The organism is Paraburkholderia dilworthii (genome assembly GCF_000472525.1).
In the GTDB taxonomy this organism is placed as follows: Bacteria; Pseudomonadota; Gammaproteobacteria; order Burkholderiales; family Burkholderiaceae; genus Paraburkholderia; species Paraburkholderia dilworthii.
The window spans coordinates 85,325-109,887 of sequence record NZ_AWZT01000022.1; the positions used below are offsets into that span (position 1 = coordinate 85,325).

Annotated in this window: 20 protein-coding genes; 8 read left to right on the forward strand and 12 right to left on the reverse strand. The window is 63.2% G+C overall.

Features of this window, described 5'->3' with window-relative positions:
- Window positions 1–723 carry a DUF2968 domain-containing protein gene (locus tag F759_RS0119685; RefSeq protein WP_027801393.1) on the forward strand — a complete coding sequence of 241 codons (723 nt, stop codon included), beginning with the start codon at window positions 1–3 and terminating at the stop codon, window positions 721–723.
- 165 nt (window positions 724–888) lie between these two features.
- On the opposite strand, the gene F759_RS0119690 is transcribed toward F759_RS0119685, so the two are convergent.
- Window positions 889–1,083: a hypothetical protein gene (locus F759_RS0119690; protein ID WP_027801394.1), complete on the reverse strand. Its 195-nt coding sequence runs from the start codon at window positions 1,081–1,083 to the stop codon at window positions 889–891.
- A 338-nt stretch (window positions 1,084–1,421) separates the two neighbouring features.
- Between F759_RS0119690 and F759_RS0119695 the strand changes: the two genes are divergently transcribed.
- Entirely contained in the window at window positions 1,422–1,646 is a 225-nt protein-coding gene (locus F759_RS0119695) for a hypothetical protein (protein ID WP_027801395.1), read from the forward strand.
- Between the two features lie 29 nt (window positions 1,647–1,675).
- Here F759_RS0119695 and hfq read toward each other — a convergent pair whose 3' ends face one another.
- Window positions 1,676–2,155: an RNA chaperone Hfq gene (gene hfq / locus F759_RS0119700; protein WP_027801396.1), complete on the reverse strand. Its 480-nt coding sequence runs from the start codon at window positions 2,153–2,155 to the stop codon at window positions 1,676–1,678.
- Window positions 2,156–2,672: 517 nt separating this feature from the next.
- On the opposite strand from hfq, the gene F759_RS43355 reads away from it, so the two are divergent.
- The 5 genes from F759_RS43355 (at window position 2,673) to F759_RS0119725 (ending at window position 6,481) form a co-directional block, all read left to right on the forward strand.
- Window positions 2,673–2,816 (forward strand): hypothetical protein, encoded by a 144-nt coding sequence (locus F759_RS43355; RefSeq protein WP_167334029.1) that lies wholly within the window; start codon window positions 2,673–2,675, stop codon window positions 2,814–2,816.
- A gap of 14 nt (window positions 2,817–2,830) precedes the next feature.
- A complete protein-coding gene (locus tag F759_RS0119710; protein ID WP_027801397.1) occupies window positions 2,831–3,361 on the forward strand; it encodes a sigma-70 family RNA polymerase sigma factor in 531 nt (176 codons plus the stop codon).
- Window positions 3,358–4,221 carry an anti-sigma factor gene (locus F759_RS0119715; protein WP_027801398.1) on the forward strand — a complete coding sequence of 288 codons (864 nt, stop codon included), beginning with the start codon at window positions 3,358–3,360 and terminating at the stop codon, window positions 4,219–4,221. The genes F759_RS0119710 and F759_RS0119715 overlap by 4 nt, the downstream gene beginning before the upstream one ends.
- A 153-nt stretch (window positions 4,222–4,374) precedes the next feature.
- Window positions 4,375–5,952, forward strand: coding sequence for an FAD-binding protein (locus tag F759_RS0119720; RefSeq protein WP_027801399.1), 1,578 nt, complete (start codon window positions 4,375–4,377; stop codon window positions 5,950–5,952).
- Window positions 5,953–6,070: 118 nt separating this feature from the next.
- Complete coding sequence (locus F759_RS0119725) at window positions 6,071–6,481, forward strand: hypothetical protein (protein WP_027801400.1); 411 nt, start codon at window positions 6,071–6,073, stop codon at window positions 6,479–6,481.
- On the opposite strand, the gene F759_RS0119730 is transcribed toward F759_RS0119725, so the two are convergent.
- The 8 genes from F759_RS0119730 to F759_RS0119765 all read right to left on the reverse strand — a co-directional run bounded on the left by F759_RS0119730 (window position 6,478) and on the right by F759_RS0119765 (window position 18,635).
- Window positions 6,478–7,521, reverse strand: a complete 1,044-nt coding sequence (locus tag F759_RS0119730; protein WP_027801401.1) for a DUF1571 domain-containing protein — start codon at window positions 7,519–7,521, stop codon at window positions 6,478–6,480. The two genes, F759_RS0119725 and F759_RS0119730, sit on opposite strands and share 4 nt — an antisense overlap.
- A gap of 49 nt (window positions 7,522–7,570) precedes the next feature.
- A complete protein-coding gene (locus tag F759_RS0119735) occupies window positions 7,571–9,403 on the reverse strand; it encodes an AMP-binding protein (protein WP_027801402.1) in 1,833 nt (610 codons plus the stop codon).
- Window positions 9,404–9,516: 113 nt separating this feature from the next.
- Window positions 9,517–10,818 carry an acetyl-CoA C-acetyltransferase gene (locus F759_RS0119740; protein WP_027801403.1) on the reverse strand — a complete coding sequence of 434 codons (1,302 nt, stop codon included), beginning with the start codon at window positions 10,816–10,818 and terminating at the stop codon, window positions 9,517–9,519.
- An 85-nt stretch (window positions 10,819–10,903) separates the two neighbouring features.
- The gene (locus F759_RS0119745) at window positions 10,904–11,839 is read right to left on the reverse strand and encodes a MaoC/PaaZ C-terminal domain-containing protein (RefSeq protein ID WP_027801404.1); all 936 of its coding nucleotides are present in this window, start codon (window positions 11,837–11,839) and stop codon (window positions 10,904–10,906) included.
- 2 nt (window positions 11,840–11,841) lie between these two features.
- The gene (locus F759_RS0119750) at window positions 11,842–13,284 is read right to left on the reverse strand and encodes a 3-oxoacyl-ACP reductase (RefSeq protein WP_027801405.1); all 1,443 of its coding nucleotides are present in this window, start codon (window positions 13,282–13,284) and stop codon (window positions 11,842–11,844) included.
- A 116-nt stretch (window positions 13,285–13,400) separates the two neighbouring features.
- A complete protein-coding gene (locus F759_RS0119755; protein ID WP_027801406.1) occupies window positions 13,401–15,899 on the reverse strand; it encodes an acyl-CoA dehydrogenase in 2,499 nt (832 codons plus the stop codon).
- A gap of 144 nt (window positions 15,900–16,043) precedes the next feature.
- On the reverse strand, window positions 16,044–16,985 hold the full coding sequence (locus tag F759_RS0119760) for a TetR/AcrR family transcriptional regulator (protein WP_027801407.1): 942 nt from the start codon (window positions 16,983–16,985) through the stop codon (window positions 16,044–16,046).
- A gap of 402 nt (window positions 16,986–17,387) precedes the next feature.
- Window positions 17,388–18,635: an MFS transporter gene (locus tag F759_RS0119765; RefSeq protein WP_027801408.1), complete on the reverse strand. Its 1,248-nt coding sequence runs from the start codon at window positions 18,633–18,635 to the stop codon at window positions 17,388–17,390.
- Between the two features lie 394 nt (window positions 18,636–19,029).
- Here F759_RS0119765 and F759_RS0119770 point away from each other — a divergent pair, with 394 nt between their 5' ends.
- Complete coding sequence (locus F759_RS0119770) at window positions 19,030–20,190, forward strand: hybrid sensor histidine kinase/response regulator (protein ID WP_027801409.1); 1,161 nt, start codon at window positions 19,030–19,032, stop codon at window positions 20,188–20,190.
- 9 nt (window positions 20,191–20,199) lie between these two features.
- Here the strand turns inward: F759_RS0119770 and F759_RS0119775 are convergent, their stop codons facing one another.
- Entirely contained in the window at window positions 20,200–22,890 is a 2,691-nt protein-coding gene (locus F759_RS0119775; protein WP_027801410.1) for an ATP-binding response regulator, read from the reverse strand.
- Between the two features lie 28 nt (window positions 22,891–22,918).
- Window positions 22,919–24,133 carry a hypothetical protein gene (locus F759_RS0119780; RefSeq protein ID WP_027801411.1) on the reverse strand — a complete coding sequence of 405 codons (1,215 nt, stop codon included), beginning with the start codon at window positions 24,131–24,133 and terminating at the stop codon, window positions 22,919–22,921.
- Window positions 24,134–24,563: the final 430 nt, after the last annotated feature.

Below are 24,563 nucleotides of genomic sequence, written 5' to 3' on the forward strand. Positions count from 1 at the left end.
ATGGACCGAAAGTCGAAACTGCGACAGATCGCCGTCGGCGCGATCATGGCGTTGGGGGTAGCACAAGGCGCATGCGCTCAGGCTCAGCCTGAGAACAATGGAACATCGGGTGTGGTTGCCCAAGCGGGTACGACAACCGCGCTGCCGGCCACACCGCTGCCGGCGCAGACACAAGTTCAGACCTCCGCACTCACGCCTGACGAAGCAAAGCAATCCGCTGCGGGGAACGTCGCGGAATTGCAGCAGATGATCAAGGGCTCCGAACTCAGCGAATTGCGCACCACGTACAACGGCAGCTATGGAACCAGCTTGCTGTTCCACGGCAAGGAGATGACGTACTACGTGGCGTTGTTCCAGCAGAAGAACTTCTGGCGCGTGATCAAGACTCAGGACGCGGCGCGCGCCCAAATGATCTATCGCGATTTCGTGCGCCAGACGGTGCAACTGTCGGACGTTGAAATTCGCCGCACGCAACTCGAGGCGCAGAAGGCGTTCACCGAACGTATGATTGCGTTATCGCAGAACCGCGCGAACCGTCTGCAAGCCGATCTCGACGTTGCCCGCCAGCAGCAGACCATTGTGGCGAACCAGCAGCAGCAGACGCGCGCAGAAGCGGTGGCGCTCGCTCAGCAGAAGGCTTCCGCGCAGGACCAACTGCGTGCGGCCCAGCGCCAGGTGCGCGAACTTCAGCGGCAACTCGAAAGCGGCTTGCCCGTTCACTGAGCCAGGCCGTCTGACGGCCCAATCCAGAGCCGGGCGCAACGGCGCCCGAACGCCGCCCGGCCTGGTGACACGACGCATCGGCCGGACAGCATTCCCCTTCGCGCCAATCGCGCGCCTGCTTACCGCCTGGCTTCTTCAGCGTGCGGTTCACTTCGCGCAGCGGGGCTAGCGCGGCTTCTTTTTCTCCACCGGCTGATCCTTTTCCGACGCCCGATGCGGCTGGTTCTCATGGACCGCGATCGGGTCGCTTGCAGGGAAGCTCTCTTCCAGCGCCTCATCGAGACGGCTATCGATCGAGTCGATTTCCGGCTCCGGCTGCTTTCCCGCGGATGGCGACGCACTGTGCTTCTTGCTCGTCATGACAGGCTCCCTCTGAACTAAGTCGACGATTGAGCATAGCGCAAAGGCCGCACCGGCGTCATTGGCCGCATGGCATAGGGCGCACACGTCGGCATTCGTTCGGGAGCGCGCGCATCGGCGCCGGCCGCGCGAGCCCAAACATTGAAAAAGAGTTTGAAACGTGAGTGTATGGGCTCGTTTTCCGAGTGTCGCAGGAACGCAGCGCGGAAAAAACAATCACTGACCGCTCGCGTGGACCGTTCGGTCGGCCAGCCTGCCGCGAACCTGCAATCTCCGGCCTGGGAGGACCGCAAACGTAATCGGCTAACGAAGCCGCGAACCACGAGGCAACCAAAACCATGAACAGAAAACCGTTGCGCCCAAAGCGTTTCAACGCTTCACACGTGGTGGAGGCAGAGTTGGAGCATCTGGAATGGGCGACGAAGCAACCGGCACAACGGATGCTGGACCCCGGCTACTGGCGGCGTCGCGTGTTGGCGGTCAAATGCAGGTTTGAGCTAACAGAACAACAGGTGGCGAGGGTGGAGAAAATTCTGCAACGGCTCGCTGCTCTGACGGAGTAACCGGCGCCGCGCGGGCGCCCGGTTGCCGTTTATGCGTGGCCGCCGTTGCTGCCGCCGCCACCGTGATTGCCGTGGTTGCCGCCGTCGCCACCCGTGCCGAACAGGCGCCGGCGGCGCGTCACGACGACGGGGGCGTCCGACGCGCTGCCGCGCTCGGTCGTGGGCCGGTCGGACGATGGCGCACCGTACGATTCGCGCGGTTCACGCGGTTCCCGATGCTCGCGCGGCTCACGCGAGCCGTGCGGCCCGCGCGTGGTGTGTTCGCCATGCGACGGACGGCCCGCGCGCGGAGCCGGACGGGTTCCGGTATCGAGCTGGACCGTCGAGATAGCACGCTTATAGATGCCTTGCAGGCCGACCGGCGTGCGCAGCATCACCAGGTACTGATCGAACGACTCGATGCACCCTGTCAGGCGAATGCCGTTGACAAGATAGATCTCAACGCGCTTTCGTTCTTTGCGCGCAGCGTTCATGAAGTCGTTTTGCGGATGCGATTCTGCGGAAGCCATTGGACAATTCAGGTTAGAAAGACGGTTGTTCGCCGCGATTCTACCCTGTGTGGGGGCAGAACGCGCGGTGGGCGAACTGCGTTCACTATAACGGCTTGCGCTGACATAAGCACCTGATAACTATTGGCTGTAACGTTGAGTTACGAAATCCGCCGGCCAGCGCACGGCTTCTTCGGCCACAGGTCGCGCTTCGCTGTGCCGATGGCGGAAAAAGCTGGCAGGAGAGGCGGCACTGGGGAATAAATCGCCGGTCGGCAGCGTTTAGTCAGGGATGGTGGTCGGGTGGTAAAGCACCAACTCTGGTCGACCGCCTTGCATGGGACCAGAGTAGGCGCTTTGCATGAGGTGGGAGTAAGTGCTAAAGCACCAACTCCCACCGACAGCTACAGCACCAACTCTGGTCGACCGCCTTGCATGGGACCAGAGTAGGTGCTTTGCATGGGGTGGGAGTAAGTGCTAAAGCACCAACTCCCACCGACAGCTAAAGCACCAACTCTGGTCGACAAAGGAGACTCACATGAAAGCAGCTCGCATTCTCAGCGTCACGATCATGCTGTTCACGCTCGCGTTGGGCTCGCTCGCCACCAGCGCCTGCACGTCCACGGCCGACAACAGCGCGTCCAGTACCAACGGTGGCAGCGGCAGCGGCGGCGGCTACTGAACGCCGCGCACCGGGTGAGTTTTGAAGCCGAAGTGATCTCGTGGCTCCCGCAGCTGCGCCGCTATGCGCGCGCGCTGACGGGTGACCGCGCATGGGCCGACGACCTGGTACAGGATACGGCGGAGCGCGCGCTCGCGCGCTGGGCGGCATTCCGGCCCAACAGCAACCTGCGCGCGTGGCTGCTCACCATCCTGCGGCATCTTTATATCGATCAGCTACGCGGCCGCCGCGAGATCGCCGTCGACGAAGAAAGCGCCCCCTGGCGCAATCTCGAAGCGCCGCCGCGCGAGGTCGACGGTCTCGTGCTGCGCGATCTTCAGCGCGCGCTGTATTGCCTCCCGGTCGAACAGCGCGAGGTGCTGTTGCTCGTCTGCGTGGAGGAACTGACTTATCAGGAGACTTCGAAGGCGCTTGGCGTGCCGGTCGGCACGGTGATGTCGCGTCTGTCGCGCGCGCGCGAACATCTGCGCGTGTTGCTGGAAGAACCCGCTCAGGGGCCGGCGCACAAGGTGCCGCCGCTGAAAGTAGTGAGAAACCCGCGATGAATAACGACTACGATTCCAGCTTGCCCGACGGGGTGGACCTGCGAGGGCTGTCGGCGTTTGTCGACGGTGAGGTGTCGGACGCGGAACGCGAACGCATCGCGATGCTGCTCGACGCGCATCCGCAAGCCGCTGTGCGCGTCGCCGCCTGGCGCGCGCAAAAAGCTGCGCTGCGGGTCTTGTGCGGCGTGCCGCGCGAAAACACGCATCGCGCGCCCGAGAACCACGCCGAATCCACCGCACGCGCAGCACATGACGCCGATGAACCTGCCGTCATCGTGCTGCGAGCGCGCACGCCGTGGTGGCGGCGAATGGGAATGGCCGCATGCTGGCTCGCAGTGGGCGCGGGCCTCGCGCTCGCGCTGGGACCGCTCGCGCCGCGGTTGACTGGCGGCGCGTGGAGCGGTCTCGGTGCGCAGGCGCCGAGCTTCGCCGAACGCGCTGACGTCGCGTATGCAGTCTATACGCCGGAGCGGCGGCATCCAGTGGAAGTCGCGGCGAACGAAGAAGAGCATCTGATCAACTGGCTCTCCAAACGCCTGAACCGGCCGCTTTCGGTGCCGTCGCTACAGGAGTACGGCTATTCGCTCGTGGGCGGCCGTCTACTGCCCGGCGAAGCGGGGCCGGCCGCGCAGTTCATGTACGAGAACCGCACCGGCGCGCGGCTCACGCTATACGTGACCGGCACTGCGCGTGACGAGACCGCGTTTCGCCTGCTGCGCGACGGCAACCGGCGCACCTTCTACTGGATCAGCGACGGCATGGGTTACGCGCTGTCGGGACCGATTGCGGAGGGCAAGCTGCGCTCGATTGCCGTCGACGTGTGCAGTGCGCTCGGCGGCAAGCCCGAAGCGTGGCAGTAGCGCTCGCTGCTGCTTTGCGCGATGCTTGCTGTATCCGACGGCTGTGTCCACGGTGGCTCGTCGCGCATGTCACGCGCGCCGCGCTGACGCACCAGGCGTCGGCGAGTGCACGAACAAACGGGCGCGAGCCATTTCGCCTCTGAAGGAGACTTCTTGATTCGCAACCTGCCGCCGAAAGTCTCCGCCGCGCAGTTCGACCGCGCGCTCGCCGCCTGGCGGTCGATTGTCGGCGAGCCGCACGTCGTCAACTCGGCGGCCGGTCTCTCCGCCTATCTCGATCCGTTCGCGCCGGGCGAGCGCGAGGCGTTCGCAGCGAGCGCCGCGCTGCTGCCCGCATCCGTCGATGAAATTCGCGCGGTGCTGCGCGTGGCGAATCAATACCGCATTCCATTGTGGACCGTCTCTACGGGGCGCAATTTCGCGTACGGCGGCGCCGCGCCGCGTCTGACTGGTTCGGTCGTACTCGATCTGCAGAGGATGAACCGCATCGTCGAAGTCAACGAGACGCTCGCCTACGCGCTCGTCGAACCCGGCGTGAGCTACTTCGATCTGCATGCGCACTTGCGCGACAAGGGCTACAGGCTGTGGGTCGATCCGCCGGCGGCGGGCTGGGGCAGCGTGGTCGGCAATACGCTCGAACGCGGCTTCGGCTACACGCCATACGGCGATCATGCGGCCACGCAATGCGGGATGGAAGTGGTGCTGGCCAGCGGCGACGTGTTGCGAACCGGGATGGGCGCAATCGACACGAGCACCGCATGGCAGCTTTACCAGCCCGGTTACGGACCTTCGTTCGACGCAATGTTCATGCAGTCGAACTACGGCATCGTCACCAAGCTCGGCGTCTGGCTGATGCCCGCGCCGCCCGCGTATCTGCTCGGTGAAATCCAGTTTCACGATGAAACCGATCTCGAGGCTATCGTCGATATATTGCGGCCGTTGCGGCTCGACGAAACGATCCGCAACCAGGCGGTGATCGAAGGCGGCTTGCGCCGCGCAGCCGGATTGTCGGCACGCGCGCAATGGTACGACGGCCTTGGCGCGATGCCCGAAAGCGCGGTTGCCGCGATGCTCGACAAGCTGAACGTCGGCCGATGGAATCTGCATTTCGCGTTGTACGGTACGCTCGAACTGATCGACGCGCGCTACGCGATCGTGCAGCGCGCATTCGCACACGTGCCGCACGCGCGGTTTTTCGCCAGGCGTTATGCGGGCGATGCACAGCCCACCGCAGGCGGCGACCGCAATCTCGCCGGCATCCCTGCGATGAGCGCGTTTCGCATGCTCGACTGGCGCGGCGGCGCGGGCGCGCACGTGGACTTCGCGCCGGTGTGTCCCGCGACCGGGCGCGATGCGCTGCGCCAATACTTCATGGTGAAGGCGCGCGCGGCCGAATATGGCTTCGATTACTACGGCGGCTTTACGGCGGGCGTGCGTCATCTGCATCACATTTTTGCGGCAATCTTCGATCGCGACGATGCAAGCCAGGTCGAGCAGGCCAGCGCGTTGTTGCGCTCGCTAATGAGCGATGCGCGCGCGGCCGGTTACGGCCAATATCGCGCGCATCTCGCGTATATGGATTTCGCCGCCGCGCAATACAGCTTCAACGACGGCGCGTTGCTGCGGCTGTCGGAAACGATCAAGGACGCGCTCGACCCCAACGGCATTCTCGCGCCGGGCAAGCAGGGCATCTGGCCGGCGGCGTGGCGCGAGCGGCGCGGTTATACGTGAGCATCAGGCGAGGCGTCAGATAAGCAGGACGCGAGCACCAAGTCAGCATTAGACAGGCATTACTGAGGAATCAGGCGAGTATTGCGTTCGCTGCGTGACATAACAGGCGGATCAACGCATGGACCGGCGCACCTTCATGATGACGAGTGCATGGTTTTCCACCGCGGCGGGCTCGGCGTGGCTCTCACTTGCGCACGCTGCGGCGCGTGGCGCCACATTTGCGATTGCCGATTCCACGCTCGCGTTCAGTGCTGCGTTTGCCCGCTACGCCGCCGCAATTAAATTGCCGATATTCGAAACCGGCGACGATGTCGGCTTGCTCTGGCACACGAAGCTTGCGCCGAAGTTCGGTGCGTCGGCAAACGAAAACACCGCGCCGTGGCTAATAGGCGTGACGCGTGCATCCGACTATTTCGTGCTCAAGGAACTCGCCACGCGTGCGACGCATCGCATTGAGCACAGCCATGAGCACAGTCACGAGCGAAACACTCAGTCCGCTCACGTGAGCTTTGTATTCGCCCCGCGCTAGAATTTATAAGCCTTGTTTTTCGCATCGAAAGTCGAATCGTCGAAATTTTTCGGCGTGATCGTTTCGAACACGATCTTCTCGAAGATGCGCCCATCGTTGTCATAAGACTCGACCGTGCGGAAATACGGGTGCCGCAAATCGAGCCCAAGCGTTTCTTTCTTCGCATAGAACTGCGGCTGGCCCGTTGGCGTCTCGAATGTGAACGCGACTATGCGCACGCCGTCGATCGTATTCACTTCGATCTGCGTGGAGCGCGGCAAGCCGGCCTCGATATATTTCTTGCCCTCGGCGAGATATTGCCCGGCAATATATTCGGTGCCGAGATCGCGCACGTCATGATTAGATTGGGAGCGGGCGAGGGCTCCGTTCAGAGACGTCCATAACGGCATCACGTTCATGATGCCGCCCAGGTGTCCGTACATTTCGTCCGTGCGTTTGGACTCGTCATAGATGATTTCCTGGCCTGCATGCGCGCCGTCGGGCAGCCACTTCGCGTAGATGCGCAGCGGGTCGTGCGCGACCCGCACGAGCATATGGTCCGGCTTGTCGGGCCACTTGCCGCGAATGCGTTCCGACCGCGACATCGTGAATTCATACGACGCGTAGCCGTTCGGCCCTTCCTTGATATAGCGCGGCAGCGCGAGCGGATCGAGCGACTTGAAGAGCGCGACAAGTTGCTCGTCGTCGAGCGCTTCGAGCGCACCGCTCTGTTGCGCGGCGCGCAGCCATTTGACCTGCTGATCCAGCGTCAGTTTGCCGACCTGCGACGCCGGCGTGGAAGGCGCCTTGACGGCGCTCGCGGTTTCGAGCGGCGGCGGCTTGTCGTCGTTTTGCGCGAATGCGGGCGCTGCCGCCAAGCTCGCCGCGCCGGCCATCAGCGCGCCGAGCAACAGTGTGCGAAAGCGCAACGTGTCAAAGCGCAACGTGTGCGGCGCGTTGCGAAGCGCCGCGCGCGCTGACGCCGTGCCGCAGGCGTTAGCGCCAGCATCGTTCTGCATGAAACGGACAATGCGCAGACGTGCGAACAGGCGGTGCGTCATCGAACTCTCCGAAAGGGTGGCGCAAGACATCATGCAAGCGCCTTGCCTGTCAGGCAGTCTTTTGCTTCGCGAGTTCCTCGTCACGTAGCGCGCGGCGCAGAATCTTGCCGACGTTCGTTTGCGGCAGTTCGTCGCGGAACTCGACGACCTTCGGCACCTTGTACCCTGTGAGATTCTTGCGGCAATGCGCGATCACCTGCTCGGCGGTCAAAGACGGATTGCGCTTCACGACAAACACCTTCACGCGTTCGCCCTGCGCGTCGTCGGGCACGCCGATTGCCGCCACCTCGCGCACGTCGGGGTGCGCCGCGATCACGTCCTCGATCTCGTTCGGATAGACGTTAAAGCCCGACACGAGAATCATGTCCTTCTTCCGGTCGATGAGGCGGATGAAGCCGCGCGAATCCATCACGCCGATGTCGCCGGTGGCAAGCCACCCTTCGTCGTCAATCACCTTCGCCGTTTCTTCCGGCCGGTTCCAGTAGCCCTTCATGACCTGCGGCCCTTTCACGCACAACTCGCCCGCTTCGCCGATGTTCGCCCAGCTGCCGTCGTCTTTCCTGAAGCGGACCTGCGTGGAGGGCGCGGGCAGACCGATGGAGCCTTCGAAATCGCGCAAGTTCGAGATGTCGACGGGATTCATCGACACGATCGGCGAGCATTCGGTCAAGCCGTAGCCTTCGATAATCGGCTTGCCCGTGACCGCCTTGAAGCGCTCGGCCACCGACCGTTGGGTCGCCATGCCGCCCGCCATCGCGAGCTTCAGGTTGGAGAAGTCGCGCTTGCGGAATTCCTCGTTCTCGAGAAACGCGTTGTATAGCGTGTTCACCGCCGTCATGCCGGTGAATTTTTCGTGGCGGATGATCATCATTACACGCTTCATGTCGCGCGGATTCGCGATCAGGATATTGCGCCCGCCGAGGCCCATGAAGATCAGCGCGTTCACCGTCAGCGAGTAGATGTGATAGAGCGGCAACGGCGTGAGTACCGTTTCGACCTCGCCGCTCAACTGACCTTCGGCCCACGCCTTCGCCTGTAGCAGATTGGCGATGATGTTCCGGTGCGTGAGCATCGCGCCCTTCGCGACGCCGGTTGTTCCGCCGGTGTACTGAAGAAACGCAATGTCATGATGCGTCGGCCGAACAAGTGCGAGCGGCCGCGTATATCCGATGGCGAGCGCTTCCAGTAACGGCACGGCGTTCGGGAGGTCATACGCGGGCACCATCTTCTTCACGTGGCGCAGCATGAAATTGAGCAGACGTCCCTTGAGATTGAGGCCGTCGGCGAGCAGGTCGCCGAGTCCGGTCACGATCACGTTCTGCACCTTGGTGCCCGGCAGCGCGTCCTGCACCGTCTTCGCAAAGTTCTCGAACACGATGATGGTCTGTGCGCCGCTGTCCTTCAATTGATGCGCGAGTTCGCGCACCGTATAAAGCGGATTCACGTTGACCACCACGGAGCCGGCTTTGAGTACGCCAAAGAGCGACACCGGATACTGAAACGTATTCGGCAGCATGATCGCGACGCGCTCGCCCGGCTTCACGCCGATGCCTTGCAGATATGCGGCGAATGCGGTCGCCTTGCGGCCGAGTTCGCCGTAGGTCATGCTCGCGCCGACGCTCACGTACGCAACGCGCTCGCGGAACTGTGCGATGCATTCGTCGAAGAACTGTACGACGGACTCATATTTGTCGACGTCGATTTCATGCGGCACGTCGGCGGGGTACGACGCGTACCAGATGCCGTCGGTGTTGGGCGCTTGATCGGAGCGTTCGGTTGCGCCGTGCGTCGCCTGAGAAACTGCCGCCTCGTCCGCATGAGCGGCCCCGGTTGCCTGATTCGCAGCGGCAGGCGAGGGCGAGGCTTGAGTGGGCTGGGTCATCGGTCGTCTCCTGAAGCCGTGGCTTCAACTGTTTTGTGCTGGCCCTCAGCGGTCCAGCATCTTGCTGCATGTTTCCGGGCGTTGCTTGCCATCGCTGCATGCTGCCGCGACGTTCAGCGCTCGACTATCGCCACCACGCCCTGGCCGCCCGCCGCGCAGATCGAAATCAGTCCGCGGGCGGTGCCCGCCGGCTTGTCGAGCTGCACGAGCATCTTTGCAAGGCCTGCGACGATGCGCCCGCCCGTCGCCGCGAACGGATGGCCGGTCGCCAGCGAGCCGCCGTTCACGTTGAGTTTCGCGCTGTCGATCGAGCCGAGCGGGCCGTCGAGGCCGAGCTGCGTGCGGCAGTATTCGTCATCCTGCCACGCCGCGAGCGTGCACAACACCTGCGCCGCGAACGCTTCGTGAATCTCGTAGAAATCGAAGTCCTGCAACCTGAGTCCGGCTCGTGCCAGCATCCGCGGCACTGCGTAAACAGGCGCCATCAGCAGACCTTCTTTCTTGTCGAAAAAGTCGACCGCCGCGGTTTCCGACCAGCTCAGATACGCGAGCACCGGCAGCCCGCGCCGCGCGGCCCATTCCTCACTCGCGAGCAGCACGGCGGACGCGCCGTCGGTGAGCGGCGTCGAATTGCCCGCGCTCAGCGTGCCGGCGTCACGGTCGAAGGCGGGCTTCAGCGCGGCGAGCTTGTCGAGCGTGAGGTCCGAGCGCAGATTGTTGTCGCGCGCGAGTCCGCGATACGGCGTCATCAGATCGTTGACGAAGCCGCGCGCGTAAGCTTGCTCCAGCTTGCGGTGGCTCTCGTACGCAAGCACGTCCTGCGCTTCTCGCGAGATATTCCAGCGCTTGGCCATCAGTTCGCAATGCTCGCCCATCGAAAGACCCGTACGCGGCTCGCCGTTGCGCGGAAGGAGCGGCTTGAAGAACATGCCCGGCCGCAGCTTCGCAAGCGCGCCGACGCGCTGGCCCGCACTCCTGCCGCGATTCGCTTCTAGCAGAATCTTGCGCATCTTTTCGTTCACGCCAATCGGCGCATCCGATGTCGTATCGACACCGCCCGCGATGCCGACCTCGATCTGCCCCAACGCGATCTTGTTGGCGACGAGTATCGTTGCTTCGAGCCCCGTACCGCAGGCCTGTTGAACATCGTACGCGGGTGTTTCCTTCGCGAGTGTGGTGGACAGCACGGATTCGCGCGTCAGATTGAAGTCGCGCGAATGCTTAATGACGGCGCCCGCCGCGACTTCGCCGAGACGTTCGCCGTGCAGGCCATAGCGGTCGATCAGTCCTTGCAGCGTGAACGTCAGCATGTCCTGATTCGACGCGGTTGCATACGCGGTGTTCGAGCGGGCAAACGGAATCCGGTTGCCGCCGATAATCGCGACGCGGCGCACGGGTGGCAGCGGGTAGGGCATGCCTGGCTCCTTCAGCATGTTGTCTGTTTAGAGGACTTGCGGGCATAAACGCGAGTACCGCTATCGGTAAAAACATGCTCGCGGTTCATTGCAATCTCCATTGCATGCGGCCGCGCAAATGCGGTTTTTCTCCGGCGATGTCGCGCACCTCGATATCGCGTTCGATCAACGAAGACGACGCGCTCCACAACGACGCTTCGCCAGGCAGCAGCATCGGCAGCTTGAATTCGGCGCTGAGCGTCGCTTCGGCAAGCGGTTTGGGCGGTTGCAATGACGATGCCGCGCGCGCGAGCGTCCACATGCCGTGCGATATCGCGCGCGGAAAACCGAATGCCTTCGCAGAGAGCGCGCTCAGATGGATCGGGTTGTAGTCGCCCGACACGCTCGCGTAATCGCGGCCGAGTTGCGGCGCCAGTTGCCAGCGCGCGATGCGTTGCAACGCCGCGGTATCGACCTGAAGCGGATCGAGCTGTCCGCCGCTCGCCGCCACGCCGCGTTTCAGATAGACGCTGTCGCCGTCCCACACCGCTTCGCCGCGCCGGTAGATGCGCGTATGCAGCAGGAACGCCTGACCTTTGTCGTGACGCAGCAGTGCGCCGAATTCCACTTCGACGCGCAGCAGATCCTTATACGCGAGCGGCCGGCGCAGGCGCACGTGATTGGCCAGATGCAGCAGACCGACCGCGGGCCACGGAAACGCCGGGTCCGTCAGCATCAGCAGATGCAATGGAAACGCCAACAGATGCGGATACGTAAGCGGCACGCCATGCTCGGGAATGAAGCCGCACACGCGCGAATAGCGCCATGCCGGCCCTGGATCGAGCGCGACAGCGGGGCGCACGAGGCGCAACGCGGGCAGCTGCGTGGGGCGTCCGCGTTTGACGATGCCCGACAACGCGCGCGCATAGAGCTTCGCCGGTGTCGGCAAGGTTTCGACGACGACGGTCCTCGGCCGCACTGCATCATGTGGCGCGAGCTTCGATGCATGGTGCCCGCCGAACGGATCACCGGGTTCATCCATGCTCATGCTCCGATCAGGCTTTGTCCGCACACGCGCACGACCTGGCCGCTGATGCCGGCCGACCCCGGATGTGCGAGCCACGCGATAGTCTGCGCGACGTCGACCGGCAGGCCGCCCTGACTCAGCGAATTCATGCGGCGACCGGCTTCGCGAAGGGTCAGCGGCATCTTCGCGGTCATCTGCGTTTCGATGAAGCCTGGCGCGACCGCGTTGATCGTGATGCCGCGGGGGCGCAAGAGCGGCGCCATGCTTTGCACGCGGCCGATCACCCCGGCTTTCGAGGTCGCGTAATTGGTCTGGCCGAGATTGCCCGCAATGCCGCTGATCGACGACACGCCGACGATGCGCCCGCCGTCGCGCAGAATGCCCGCCGCGAGCAGCGCGTCGTCGATGCGCTCCTGCGCGCACAGGTTGATGTCGATCACGCTTTGCCAGGCTGCGCCGGTCATCTTCGCAATGGTTTTGTCTTTCGTGATGCCGGCGTTGTGCACGACGATGTCTACGCCGTGCTCGTCGAGCGCGGCGGCGATCTGCGCGGGCGCTTCGGGTGCGGCGATATCGAACGCGAGCGCCGTGCCGTTCAACTGGTGCATGGTGGCGTCAAGCGCGTCGCGCGCGGCCGGAATGTCGATGCCGATCACATGCGCGCCTTGCGCCGCAAGCACGCTGGCGATGGCCGCGCCGATGCCGCGCGCCGCACCCGTCACGACCGCGCGCTTGCCCGCGAGCGGCTGCTTCCAGTCGAAGGGCGACGCGGTGGCGTCAGTCTGCGCTGCGCGCGCCGTGCGGGAGTACGAACCATCGGCGGCGATCCGCACGACCTGACCGGACACATAAGCCGAACGCGGCGACAGGAAAAAGCGCAGCGTGGCTTCGATGCAATGCTCGGCGCCTTCGCCGACATACAGCAGGTTCGCGATGATGCCGCGCCGTGCTTCCTTGCCGAGCGAACGCGTGAGACCTTCCAGCGCGCGTTGCGCGGTCCATTGACGCGGACTCGCGCACGCTTCGGGCGGCCGGCCCAACACGATAATGCGCCCGCGTTGCCGAAGCGAGCGCAGCGTGTCGTGAAAGAACGCGTGCAGCGGTTCCATCAGGCTGCTGTCGTCGATACCGCTCGCGTCGAAGATCAATGCGGCAAGACGCGTGGCCGAGCCGGAATCCGCGGGTTCGAAGCGCCCTGTCATGAGACCGTGGCGATGCGCGAGCGGCATCCACAATCCGGCGCTTTCGTGCGCGACGCTCGTCACGCCGATGCTCACCACCAGGTCCGCGAGCGAATCGAGCAGATGCGGCTCGCGCCCGGCGCCAATCGCGATCAGTCCGCCGAACTCGGGCTCGTCGGCGCGATAGCGGCGCAGCACTTCGGGTTTCGGCAGCCCCAGCGAACGCGCAATGCGCGCGCCGAACGGCGAATTGACGAAGTTCAGGTAAGAGTCGTTCATATTGTTCGTTGCTCCGCTGGACGCGCCCGCACGTCTGTCAGTGTGCACTGAGTTTGGTGCATCGGCGTGCCTCGCAGCGAGGTTTTTTCATGCGATTGCATGAGCATCCATTGGAATCACAGCGCTGCCTCCATGACGTTTTCGAGCGCGTCCTTGCGTTGTTGCAGATTGACGAGCATGCCGAAGTCGGCGGGGAAGTCGTCGACCTTTACGACTTGTGCGGCATAGCGCGCGTAATCGTCGAGCACGTGCCGCTCGTCGGTATCGATCAGGTCTTGTTGCAGTGCGGCGTCGGCCCATGCGGCGAGTTGGGGGAGGCTTTGCGGCATCGGTTCGAGGCGCCGCTCTTTCACCGCATCGCGCAGCTTCTGCTCGATCTGCGCGAAGCGCGGATTCAGTTCGAACACGAGTTCGCCACAGCCGAGCGCATCGACGTCCGGGTGCGGCACGTATGAGTCCGATACGAGCCGGTTACGCGCCGCGCCGGGCGTCTGCATCAGTTCGGCGATCTTCCCGCCAAGGAGGTCGGACGGTTCGCGGTGCGGCAACCCGAACGGGAACGCGAGCCCGCGCACGAGACCGGCGGCAACGCGGTTCGGATAGTTCGCGAGCACGCCGTCGAGCGCATGTTGCGCGCGGTACAGCGAATCTTCGACGCCCCAGCGAACGAGCGGCAGATCGTCTTCCTGACGGCCTTCGTCCTCGAAACGCTTGAGCGTCGCGGAGATCAGATAGAGCTGCGAGAGCACATCGCCAAGACGCGCCGAGATGCGTTCGCGGCGTTTCAGATCGCCGCCGAGCACGAACATGGAGACATCCGCGAGCAGCGCGAACACGGTGGCGAGCCGCGTGGCCGCGCGATAGTACGTGTGAAGCGGCGCATGAGCGGTGCGCGGCCTCGCAATGAACGCGCCGCCGGTCATGCCGTAGACGAAGCTTCGCACCACGTTCGAAAGCGTGAAGCCGACGTGGCCGAAGAATGCGTCGTCGAAATCGCGCAGCGCTTTGGCACGGTCCGCTTCGCGCGTCGCGCTTATTTCCTTCAGCACATACGGATGGCAGCGAATCGCGCCCTGGCCGAAGATGATCAGGCAGCGCGTGAGAATGTTGGCGCCTTCCACGGTGATCGCAATCGGCACCTGCTGATAGGCGCGCGCGAGAAAGTTGGACGGTCCCATGCAAATGCCCTTGCCGGCGGCGACGTCCATTGCGTCGTTGATCACCATGCGGGCGCGCTCGGTAATGTGGTATTTGGCGATTGCCGAAATCACCGAGGGCTTTTCGCCGAGATCCACCGCATGCGCGGACAGGCGACGCGCGGCATCCATCACATACAGATTGCCGCCCATGCGGCCGAGCGCTTCCTGCACGCCCTCGAATTTGCCGACGGCCGTGCGGAACTGGCGGCGCACTGCGGCGTATGCGCCGGTGCCGCGCACGGCGATCTTGGCCATCCCCACATTCGACGAAGGCAGCGAAATCGCGCGGCCCGCCGCGAGACATTCCATCAGCATGCGCCAGCCGTTGCCGACCTGAGCGCGTCCGCCGATCACCCAGTCGAGCGGAATGAAGACGTCCTTGCCCGAGTTCGGACCGTTCTGGAACACCGCGTTGAGCGGCCAATGACGGCGGCCGATGTTCACGCCAGGATGATCGGTCGGAATCAGCGCACACGTGATGCCGGGTTCGTCGCTCGCGCCGAGCAGACGCTCGGGATCGAGCGCGCGAAACGCAAGGCCGAGCACGGTCGCAATCGGCCCGAGCGTGATGTAGCGCTTGTCCCACGTGACGCGAAAACCGAGCGTCTCGCGGCCTTCGAACATGCCCTTGCACGCGATGCCGACGTCGGGAATCGCGGCGGCGTCCGAGCCGGCGTACGGACTCGTCAGCGCGAAGCAGGGGATTTCTTCACCGCGCGCGAGGCGCGGCAGATAGTAGTTCTTCTGCTCGTCGGTGCCGTAGTGCATCAGCAGTTCGGCGGGGCCGAGCGAGTTCGGCACCATCACCGAGACGGCTGCGGCCGAGCAGCGTGTAGCCAGCTTCATGATGACCTGCGAGTGCGCGTATGCGGAGAACTGCTTGCCGCCGTACTGCTTCGGAATGATCATGCCGAGAAAGCCGCGCTCCTTCACGAACTGCCACGCTTGCGGGGAAAGATCCTGCCACACCATCGTGGTTTCCCAGTCGTTCGCGAGATCGCACAACTGCTCGCATTCGTTGTCCAGGAAGGCCTGCTCTTCTGCCGTCAATGTCGCGGGGCCGTAGCCGAGCAGCTTGTCCCAATGCGGGCGTCCGGAGAAGAGCTCAGCGTCCCACCAGACAGTGCCGGCTTCGATCGCGTCGCGCTCGGTCGGCGACATCTCCGGCAGGATCTTGCGGAACATGTCGAGCACCGGCCTTGCGAGCCAGGCGCGGCGCAACGGCTTGAGCGCGAGCACGAGGGCTGGGAGCACAAGTACGATCGCAAGCAGCGTAGTTCCGGCCGCGCCCGCCGCTCCGCTCATGCGTGCGGCCGCGACCCAGACGATCATGAAGGCAAGCCACCAGAGCGCGCGCGCCTGAACGTACACGAGTGCGAGAGCGCCGACGACCAGCAGCAGGATGAACCACGACATGACGTTTCCTCCCTGTTTCTATGGTGCGCGTGAACGCATCCACGGCGCGTGGACGGTTCGTGTTTTTTATCGATGTGCGCGAGCGGCTCGCCTGTATTCGGCGTAACGCCTGCACTTGTGCAACGGTCGTTGCGGGTGCCGCTTTTACGTCGCGCCGTACAACGCCCGCTGGAACGAACAGGCTTCGAGCGCGCCGCCGCGATGCTCGCCGTCGAGGCCGGAAGATTCCGATGAAGCAGGCGAAGCAGACGTGCCCGACGAAAACGCTGAATCCGCCCCCGATGCCGACGCTAGCGAGCCCGAGCCGCCATCGCCATGCGCTTTATCCGCCGCATCCCCCGCACTCTGCCCGCTGCCGTCGATAACATTGCCCGCGCCTGTATCGTCTGCGTCGCCGAGCACGGCAGCGAACATCGCCAGTTGCGACGCATCCGGCAGCGGCGCCTTCAGCGCGGCGACCATCAGCGACGCGAGGCGTGCGATCAGTTGCAGATCGTTCATCGACTTGCCTTGCGAGAACTCGGAGATCAGGCTGTCCGTATCGGCGCCCGCGAGCACGCCCGACAGCGCGCCGATGGCAAAGTGCAGCCGCCAGCCCAGTTCCTCGCGCGGCAAATGCGGCAGCGCGCGCTGGAACGCATCGAAAAAGCGCACCGCCACCGACGCATAGTGCCCATTCAGAAAGTCGCGAATGAACGCGGACGGGTCCGTATAGGCGCGGCCGAGCAAACGCAGGAACGCCTTGCCGCCGACGCGTGGATCGCGCGAAAGCCGCAGCGCCGGAATAAACATCGCGCCGAGCACATGCTCGCAGGTCAAACGCTCGCCGAGCATCTGGTCGAAGCGATCGAGCAGCTTCACGCGCTCCTGGTTGAGCCGGTCGAGCCGGCGCGACAGCATCGAGTGAATCAGCGATTCCTTGCTGCCGAAGTGATAGTTGACCGCTGCAAGATTGACTTCGGCGCGCGAAGTAATCTGGCGCAGCGACATGGCCTCATAGCCGCAATCGATGAAGAGCGTTTCAGCGGCGTCGAGGATGCGTGACTTCGTATCGCCGGCGTGCCGGCTTGTTGTGCGACCTGCCATGTTGCGTCTCCAGTTGCCGGGCGCCCGGCCCGCAAACAGGCGATTCAAATGTGTATTTGAAACAGCCGTTTTTTTAGGATAAGAAGGATGATGAATCTGAGCAAGGGTTGGCTGTCGATTAACTCCTCTAGAAGACATCGCGATTGCATGCGCGCCTTGCATTCACGTCTTGCATGCGCGTTTCACATGCGCTTTGCACACGTCTCGCACATGTTTTCGCGCGCGCAAATAAAAAGGCCGTTCCGACGAATCGGAACGGCCTCGTATGAATGAGTAACCGGGTTGGCCTGCGCTCGCGCGCTATGTGCTGCGGCACAGGCTGCGTGCCGTGGCGGTTCGAGCCGCCTGTTCGTCTATTGTGCCCGATAACCGCGCGGCGAAATAGCTGTTTGGTACGAACGCTTAAAGCGGCCCTCCAACCGGAGTTCCTTGCGGATGGGCGCCGACATGTTGGGCCGACTGTGTCATGTCGATGCCGCGGCGCTCGCGGCTAAACGGAATCAGCGCGCAGATCACGACGGCGACGATGCCGATCACGACTGCCATCACGAGCGCATAGTTGTTGCCGTGCGCTTCGGCTGCGCTCGCTTGCAGCGGACCGTTTACCGACGCAATCAGATTGCCTAGCTGATACACGAGGCCAGGAAAGGTCGCGCGGATTTCATCGGGCGAGATCTCGTTCAGATGAACCGGGATGACACCCCACGCGCCTTGCACGGAAATCTGCATCAGGAATGCGCCCACCGCGAGCAGTACCGGAGTGCTCGAAAAAGCCCACAGCGGCAGCACCGGCAGTGCAATCAGCGCGGCGATGAAGATCGCGCGCTTGCGTCCGATCTTCTCCGACAACATGCCGAAAAAGAGCCCGCCGCAGATCGCGCCGATGTTCAACGTGATGGTGATCAGGGACACCGTATGGGCGCCGAACTGATGCTGCACGCGCAGGAAAGTCGGGTACAGATCCTGCGATCCGTGCGAGAAGAGGTTGAACGCCGTCATCAGGACGATCGCGTAGAGCGACAGCTTCACGTTCTGCTTCAATGTCGCGACGAGGCCGGGACGTGCCTGTTTCTCGAGCGTCTTGAAGGCCGGCGATTCCGGCACGTGCGCGCGAATGTACAACACGAGCAACGCGGGCAGCACGCCGACAAAGAACATGCCGCGCCAGCCGATGTACTGATAGAACACGCCGAACACGACCGAGGCAAGCAGGTAGCCGCTCGGATAGCCGGCTTGCAGCAACCCGGAGACGATGCCGCGCGATTTCGGCGGCACGGTTTCCATTGTGAGGGCGCCGCCCACGCCCCATTCGCCGCCCATTGCAATCCCGAACAGCGCGCGCAGTACGAGCAAGGTGGCGAGGTTCGGCGAAAAGCCCGACAGCAATTCGAGCAATGAGAAGCATGCGATGTTGACCATCAACGTAGGCCGACGGCCATAGCGGTCTGCGAGCCAGCCGAAAATCAGCGCGCCGACCGGACGCATCATCAGCGTCAGCATAATGCCGAATGTGACTTCGGGGATTTTGGTATTGAATTCCGCCGCGATATCTTTCAATACGAACACCATCAGAAAGAAATCGAATGCGTCGAGTGTCCAGCCGAGATAGGCGGCGATCGTGACGTTTCTCTGCTCCCGTGTCCAGCTCATTGAATATTCTCCTGGTCTCCAATAACCCGCGTTCTTGGCACAAGTGCCCACTGCGCCCGGTGGGATGGGCTTCGAGCGCGAGTGTACGCTCACCGTTAAGCGGCTGCAGGAATCCGCGCAACTTTATCGGTATTAATCCTGGGAGCAAATATCGTGCTGAATGCGCGATTGAAGCGAAATGTCGGTTTAATGTAATTATTGTATTGACGATGTTTGTAGGAGCGTTGGTAATATGTAATGGATTTATTGCCGATGGCATTCTGGTTCCGGTCGAATTGACTTCGTGGCTTCGGACACTTCAGGGGTGTAAGGCTTCTGATTGGCCGTAGCGCAACGGTAGAATGCCCGCGAACCCCGACTGTCGAGGTCCGCCATGGAACTGCCGGAAAACACGATGAGTGACACGATACAAGCGCCGTTTTCCATCCTGTTCGTCGACGACGACGAGATGTCGCGTAATCATTTTGCGCGCGCCGTCCGTGACGATTACCGCGTGCACCTCGCCCAAGGCGCCGACGAAGCTATGGCGCTGCTTCAGGAGCTCGGTCCTGAAATCGCCGTGCTCGTCACCGACTTCCGCATGCCTGGCCGCGATGGCGGTCATTTGCTGCGCGAGGTCGCGCAGGCGTATCCGCAGATCGTGCGCATTCTGGTTACTGCCTACGCCGACAAGAACATGCTGTTGCAAACGTTCAATACGGGCGACTTGTTCCGCATTATCGAAAAGCCACTTCGCACGGAGTCGGTGCGCGAGGTTCTGAAGCACGCGGTGGCGCGCTACGCCGAGCGGGAAACGCGTCAGCAACGGCTGCTCGCGATGGACGAGACGCTCGCGTTCCTCGCTCACGAACTGAATACGCCGCTTGCCGCCATATCGCTTTTTGCGCGCTCGATCGAAAACGATGTCGCGCAGGAATACGACCGGCAGCGTCAACAGGATATTGGCGCCGCGGCCACGTCGATGCTCAATAACGCGCAGTATTGTCTGACGCTGATCTCGTCGTTCTGGGCGACGGTGCATAAAAGCGGCGGGCGGCAGTCGGCAACTGGCGGCGCGATGCGTGAAGTCAGGGCGACGCGCCTGATCGCCACGCTCGTCGACTCCTATCCGTTTGCCGGCTCGCAGCGCGAATGGATCGGCGTCGACATGCAAGGCGATTTTGTCGTCCACGCGATGCCTAATTGCGTGGCGCTCGTGCTGTCTTCGCTGATGTCGAATGCGTTGCGCGCGCTCGACGGTTGCGCGGCGCCTTCACTGCGCATCGAGGTGGTCAGCGAGCCTGAGCCGGAAATCCGCCTGCACGACAACGGTCCCGGTATCGCACCGGAGATCAAGGCGCGCTTGCTGCTCGATCCCGTCACGACCCATGCGGGTCGTGGCGGTCACGGCATGGGCATGATCTTTTGCAACCGCATCATGCAGTCGTTCGGCGGCGGGTTGCGGATCGAATCGACGGTCGGCGAGGGCACGACCGTGACGATGCGCTTTCCCGGCATCAGAGGCCGGGTACATGACGGCGCGGGCGAACCGGCACCGGGCAGTCACGCCGCTTGAGGCAAAGCGCTAATTTTCGCGCACCGCGATACCGTTCGCGCTTGTGGTCGTGTTCGTCCTTGTGGTTGCGCTCGTGCTCGTGCTTGTGGGCTCGCCCGGCGTTTGCGGCTCGTCTCGCCCCGCGTTTGCCGACGCGACGTAGCGATACAGCGCATCCGCCGAACGCTCGCCCAACGCGTCCATTCTGTCGAGCCAGTCCGGCTCCGCGGGCCATTCTCCTTCCAGCGTGCGTGGATAGATGTGCCGCGCAAACTGATGCAACGCCTTCGCTCCGACGTTGCCGCTCGCGCCGAGCAGCCGATGCAGCGCGCCATGCGCGGCGTCGAAGTCGCCCTCCGCGACGTTCGCGCGAAGCTGTGCGATCAGTGCACGGATCTGCTCGATGCCGTTTGCGAAGGATTCGTCGACGAGACCGAGTGCCGTGAGTTCTCGAAGATGAGCAGTATCGAGCAGATCGCTTTCGCGCACCACGGCGGAACCGTTGCTCGGGCCGGCCGCCGCCGCTTGCGCAGGCAACCCCGAGGATCCGGGCGAGCCGGGCACATTAGCCGATAGCGGTAAGCGCTGCGCCTCGACCGGCGCGCTGCCACTGCCACTTCCGCCGCGCTGCTGCGCGAACTGTCTCGTCAGGCATGCATAGAGCGAGCCGACCTGCACCGGCTTGATCATCACCTCGTTCATGCCCGCGCTGATGCAGGCCCGCACCGAGCCGATATCCGACTGGCTCGTCAACGCGATAATCGGCACGCTTGCGTACTCGTCCGTGCGCGCGCGAATTGCCGCAGCCGTTTCCAACCCGCCCATCCCCGGCATGTTCATGTCCACCACGATGGCGTCGATCACGACAGCTTCGTCGAGCCGGTCCAGCACCGCCTGCCCATATCCAGCCTCGACGACGCTCGCGCCGAAGCGTTCCAGATACGCCTTGGCGACGAGCCGGCTGTAATTGTCGTCGTCGGCGACGAGAATCGACTTGCCGGAAAAATCGTCGAACCGCTGGTTCAGATGGCGCCGGTTGCCGTTCTCGAAAAGCGCCTGCAGCGACGTGAACAGGTCCATCACGCTACAGGACTTGCTGATCATGTCGTCCATGCCGGCCCGGCGTGCCAGCACGCGCGCGATGTTGCCCGGCTCGGACGTGTAGGCGGCGACAAGCACGTTCCAGTTGGGATGATCGCGCTCGGCGCGCAATTGCTCGGTGGCCGAGTAGCCGTCGAGGATCGGCATGTTGACGTCCATCAGCACGAGGTCGTAAGGCGACGCGCCGCGCAGGATCGCTAGTGCGTTGGCGCCGTTTTCGGCTTCGCTTATCTCGGCACCCACCTTCGACAAGCTGCGCCGGGTGCGGGTGCGCTGAGCGGCGTCGTCGTCGGCGAGAAGGATGCGTTTGCCGTTGAGCACGGCCGTGGCGCGCTCGACGATCGCGCGCTCGTGCGCGGCCACTTCATTTTCCGTGACGGGCGGAAATTGCAGCGTGAATTGCGTGAACTTGCCAAGCTCCGACTTGCAGGCGATGCTGCCGCCGAAAGCGCGCATCGCGCGCTGACAGTAGGCGAGTCCGAGACCCGTGCCCGCCGAGTTGCCCGCGGTGCGAAACGGCTCGAACAGATGCGGCAGGATTTCCGGCGCGATGCCGCTGCCTGTATCGCGAACGGTGACGCTGTGCCGGTCGACGGTGAGCGTCAGCGTGGCCGAAGGAAGCGGTGCAATGTGATGCAGCGCGTTCTTGATTAGATTGAAAAGAGTGAACAGGTAGACGGTTTCATCGACCTTGAAGGTGAAATCTTCGAGCACCGCGAGGCGGACTTTGCTGCGCTCTTTCTTGTCGGCGAAGCCGTATTCGTCGAGCGCCTTGCGCGTGGTCGCCGCGGCACTCAGGTAAGTGAGAGAGTCCGAGCGGATCTGTTTGGCGCTGACTTCATCGAGCGTCATTGCAATCACGCGCAAGCCGCGCTCGATCGACAACTGCCCGTGCGCAAGATGCCGGTACAACAGCGCCGCGTTGGCACCGGACAGCGCGGGTACGCGGCCATGTTCGGCGAGGGCGGGCAGCGTCTCTTCCACACGATCCAGGACGTGTTTCAACTGGCTGAGCGGATTGCGCATTTCATGGGCGATCGAGCCGGCGAGCGCCTGTAGCGCCCGGTTCTTTTCGACGAAGATGCGCCCCTTGCTGATCGCATGGCTGAAGGCCATGCTGCACAATACGACGACCGGCAGCACCGCGAGGTCCGACTGATTCGCCGTGCTTAGTACGATTGGAGCAGGCGAGCTGGCTACGGCGGCCAGCCCGCCCGACAACATGCCGATGCCGATACAGCCCATCAGCAGGAATGGGTTGTCGATGCACAGGGCCATGATGAAGATCATCATGACCTCGGTCATCATCCACATGGTGGAGAACGAATTCCGGATCGCGAGGAACGTGCAGACGAACGGCAGCACGTAGATCAGGCAGACATGCCAGTAGATCAGCAGGTACTGGTTGAACCGTCCAGGCCAACGCGCCTGAAAGATCAACGGGATGCAGATGAGCGCCGCGCTCAAACGTAGTGGCAGGTTGTCGTACGGCTGCGGCAGGACGTAAGTCCAGACGAGGTAATAGATGGGGTGGCACACGAGGCCGAGCACGCCTCCCCATCGAATTGCAAACCGGCTTCGTTCCAGCACGTCGTGCATGCTTTCGCGCGGTATTAGCATCTGGCCTCCAGTGACATGTACGACCCCGTCAATTCATATTTGCCGTCACGCCCAGATCGAGATTGATCGCCGAGCCGTCCTTTCCGTGAAAAGGTCCGACCGAGAATCCGTACTTTTTCAACAGGCCGTGAGTGTAGGAGACCGACCACACGGGCGGGCTGCCGATGATGAAGTCGGAAGCGATGCCTTCCTGCCAGGCGGCATAGCCCTCGGCGAAACAGGTATAGCAGTCGCGCGTGCTCGGCAGCCTGAACGGGAACCTGGAATCGAGGCCGGCCGGGCCGCGCGCGAAACATTCAATATATAGCGTATGTCCGCGAGACGCGAGTTCCGCTTCCACGCTCGCGGCGCGAGGGTGGGAGTCGTCGATCCAGAAGCGGGCCCGTTTGAGATCGGAGGCGGTGAGATAGGGCACGCTGGTGCTGCTTGCCAGGATCGCGCCGTCGAACTGCGGTAACGCCGTCTCGGGGTTAAAGGTGTGGACCGAGACCCTGGTGCGTCCAAGCAGGTCCGCCGCCATCAGATCGCGTGCCTGGTCCGCGAGCAGATTGATCTTGTCCGGCAAGTCGATCAGCACGAGTTCCTTCGGCGCTTCCTTGTAGAGCAGGTACTTCGCGACCGTCGTGCCGAGCCGTCCCGCCGCGCCGAAGAGCGCGAGCTTCGTGTTGCCGAACTCCAGATCGAGTTCGTTGCAGCAGTGAGTCGCCCAGTCTTTCAGCATTGCGGCGGTGGCCGCGTGGCCGGTCGTGATATGCGGCGGCTTGGTCTGCCGCGGCAGCGCACCATAGTTGCACGCATACGGCGTAGAGGCGCCCATCGCGACCATGTTCAAACCCGCCTGCCGCGCCAGTTCGAGCGCGGGGAAGAACTGGGTCTCGCGAAACCGCTTGATGCCGCGCGCGCTGCCGAGCCAAAGCTCGAGCGGGACGGGGCAGGCGATGTTCGCGCCGATCATCTGCGAGCCCGAAAAGATCGGCGATGCAATAAACGGCCTGGTGCGCCAAAGCTCTTCTTCGAACGACTCGTTGCGGGTTTTTACGTTGTGAAAGGAGAAAGAAAGCGTATCCCAGTCTGTAGCGTGAAAAAGAAAGCCGACACCGCCCTGGCCCGTCGGCAGATTGTCGCGAATCTGCTCGGGGTGGATCGTGTGTTTGAGTGTCAAGGGCGCACTGGACGGTTGCGGTGTGGCGGTGCTGCGCCCGTCCTCGGTGGCCGATATTTCGTTGTAAAGGGACGTTCCCATGTGGTTTTTTCCTTTTGTGGTTGATCCGCGCTGCGAGTCAGCGCGGCTTCGTCGACCGGCATTGGCCGACGATCCATCAACTCTAGAGAAATCCAATAGTTTTTGTCCGTGTGTTCGTGCGCATCGTTGGTTTGGCGGTTTGGCGGTTTGGCGGATGGTGCGGTGCTGCTGTCCAGCGCTGGGCGCGCGGGTCGGGTCGCCTCGCCGGCTGGTCGCCTGTCAGTTGGCGTTTGACCGTTGATGGTCTGCTTGTGCTTGCTTTTGCCTCTGCTTTTGCTTTTATATCGAGCTCGGCGTCAGGCCTAGGCTCAGGCTCAGGCTTTTCTCAAGTTCCCCAGCCTGCTCAGCCTGCTCAGCCTGCTCAGCCTGCTCAGCCTGCTCAGCCTGCTCAGCCTGCTCAGCCTGCTCAGCCTGCTCAGCCTGCTCAGCC

Bases quoted from the DNA above. Each gene is read 5' to 3' on its own strand.
- F759_RS0119685 (WP_027801393.1), top strand. From the start codon at position 1: ATGGACCGAAAGTCGAAACTGCGACAGATCGCCGTCGGCGCGATCATG.
- F759_RS0119690 (WP_027801394.1), bottom strand. From the start codon at position 1,083: ATGACGAGCAAGAAGCACAGTGCGTCGCCATCCGCGGGAAAGCAGCCG.
- F759_RS0119695 (WP_027801395.1), top strand. From the start codon at position 1,422: ATGAACAGAAAACCGTTGCGCCCAAAGCGTTTCAACGCTTCACACGTG.
- hfq (WP_027801396.1), bottom strand. From the start codon at position 2,155: ATGGCTTCCGCAGAATCGCATCCGCAAAACGACTTCATGAACGCTGCG.
- F759_RS43355 (WP_167334029.1), top strand. From the start codon at position 2,673: ATGAAAGCAGCTCGCATTCTCAGCGTCACGATCATGCTGTTCACGCTC.
- F759_RS0119715 (WP_027801398.1), top strand. From the start codon at position 3,358: ATGAATAACGACTACGATTCCAGCTTGCCCGACGGGGTGGACCTGCGA.
- F759_RS0119725 (WP_027801400.1), top strand. From the start codon at position 6,071: ATGGACCGGCGCACCTTCATGATGACGAGTGCATGGTTTTCCACCGCG.
- F759_RS0119730 (WP_027801401.1), bottom strand. From the start codon at position 7,521: ATGACGCACCGCCTGTTCGCACGTCTGCGCATTGTCCGTTTCATGCAG.
- F759_RS0119735 (WP_027801402.1), bottom strand. From the start codon at position 9,403: ATGACCCAGCCCACTCAAGCCTCGCCCTCGCCTGCCGCTGCGAATCAG.
- F759_RS0119740 (WP_027801403.1), bottom strand. From the start codon at position 10,818: ATGCCCTACCCGCTGCCACCCGTGCGCCGCGTCGCGATTATCGGCGGC.
- F759_RS0119745 (WP_027801404.1), bottom strand. From the start codon at position 11,839: ATGGATGAACCCGGTGATCCGTTCGGCGGGCACCATGCATCGAAGCTC.
- F759_RS0119750 (WP_027801405.1), bottom strand. From the start codon at position 13,284: ATGAACGACTCTTACCTGAACTTCGTCAATTCGCCGTTCGGCGCGCGC.
- F759_RS0119755 (WP_027801406.1), bottom strand. From the start codon at position 15,899: ATGTCGTGGTTCATCCTGCTGCTGGTCGTCGGCGCTCTCGCACTCGTG.
- F759_RS0119760 (WP_027801407.1), bottom strand. From the start codon at position 16,985: ATGGCAGGTCGCACAACAAGCCGGCACGCCGGCGATACGAAGTCACGC.
- F759_RS0119765 (WP_027801408.1), bottom strand. From the start codon at position 18,635: ATGAGCTGGACACGGGAGCAGAGAAACGTCACGATCGCCGCCTATCTC.
- F759_RS0119770 (WP_027801409.1), top strand. From the start codon at position 19,030: ATGAGTGACACGATACAAGCGCCGTTTTCCATCCTGTTCGTCGACGAC.
- F759_RS0119775 (WP_027801410.1), bottom strand. From the start codon at position 22,890: ATGCTAATACCGCGCGAAAGCATGCACGACGTGCTGGAACGAAGCCGG.
- F759_RS0119780 (WP_027801411.1), bottom strand. From the start codon at position 24,133: ATGGGAACGTCCCTTTACAACGAAATATCGGCCACCGAGGACGGGCGC.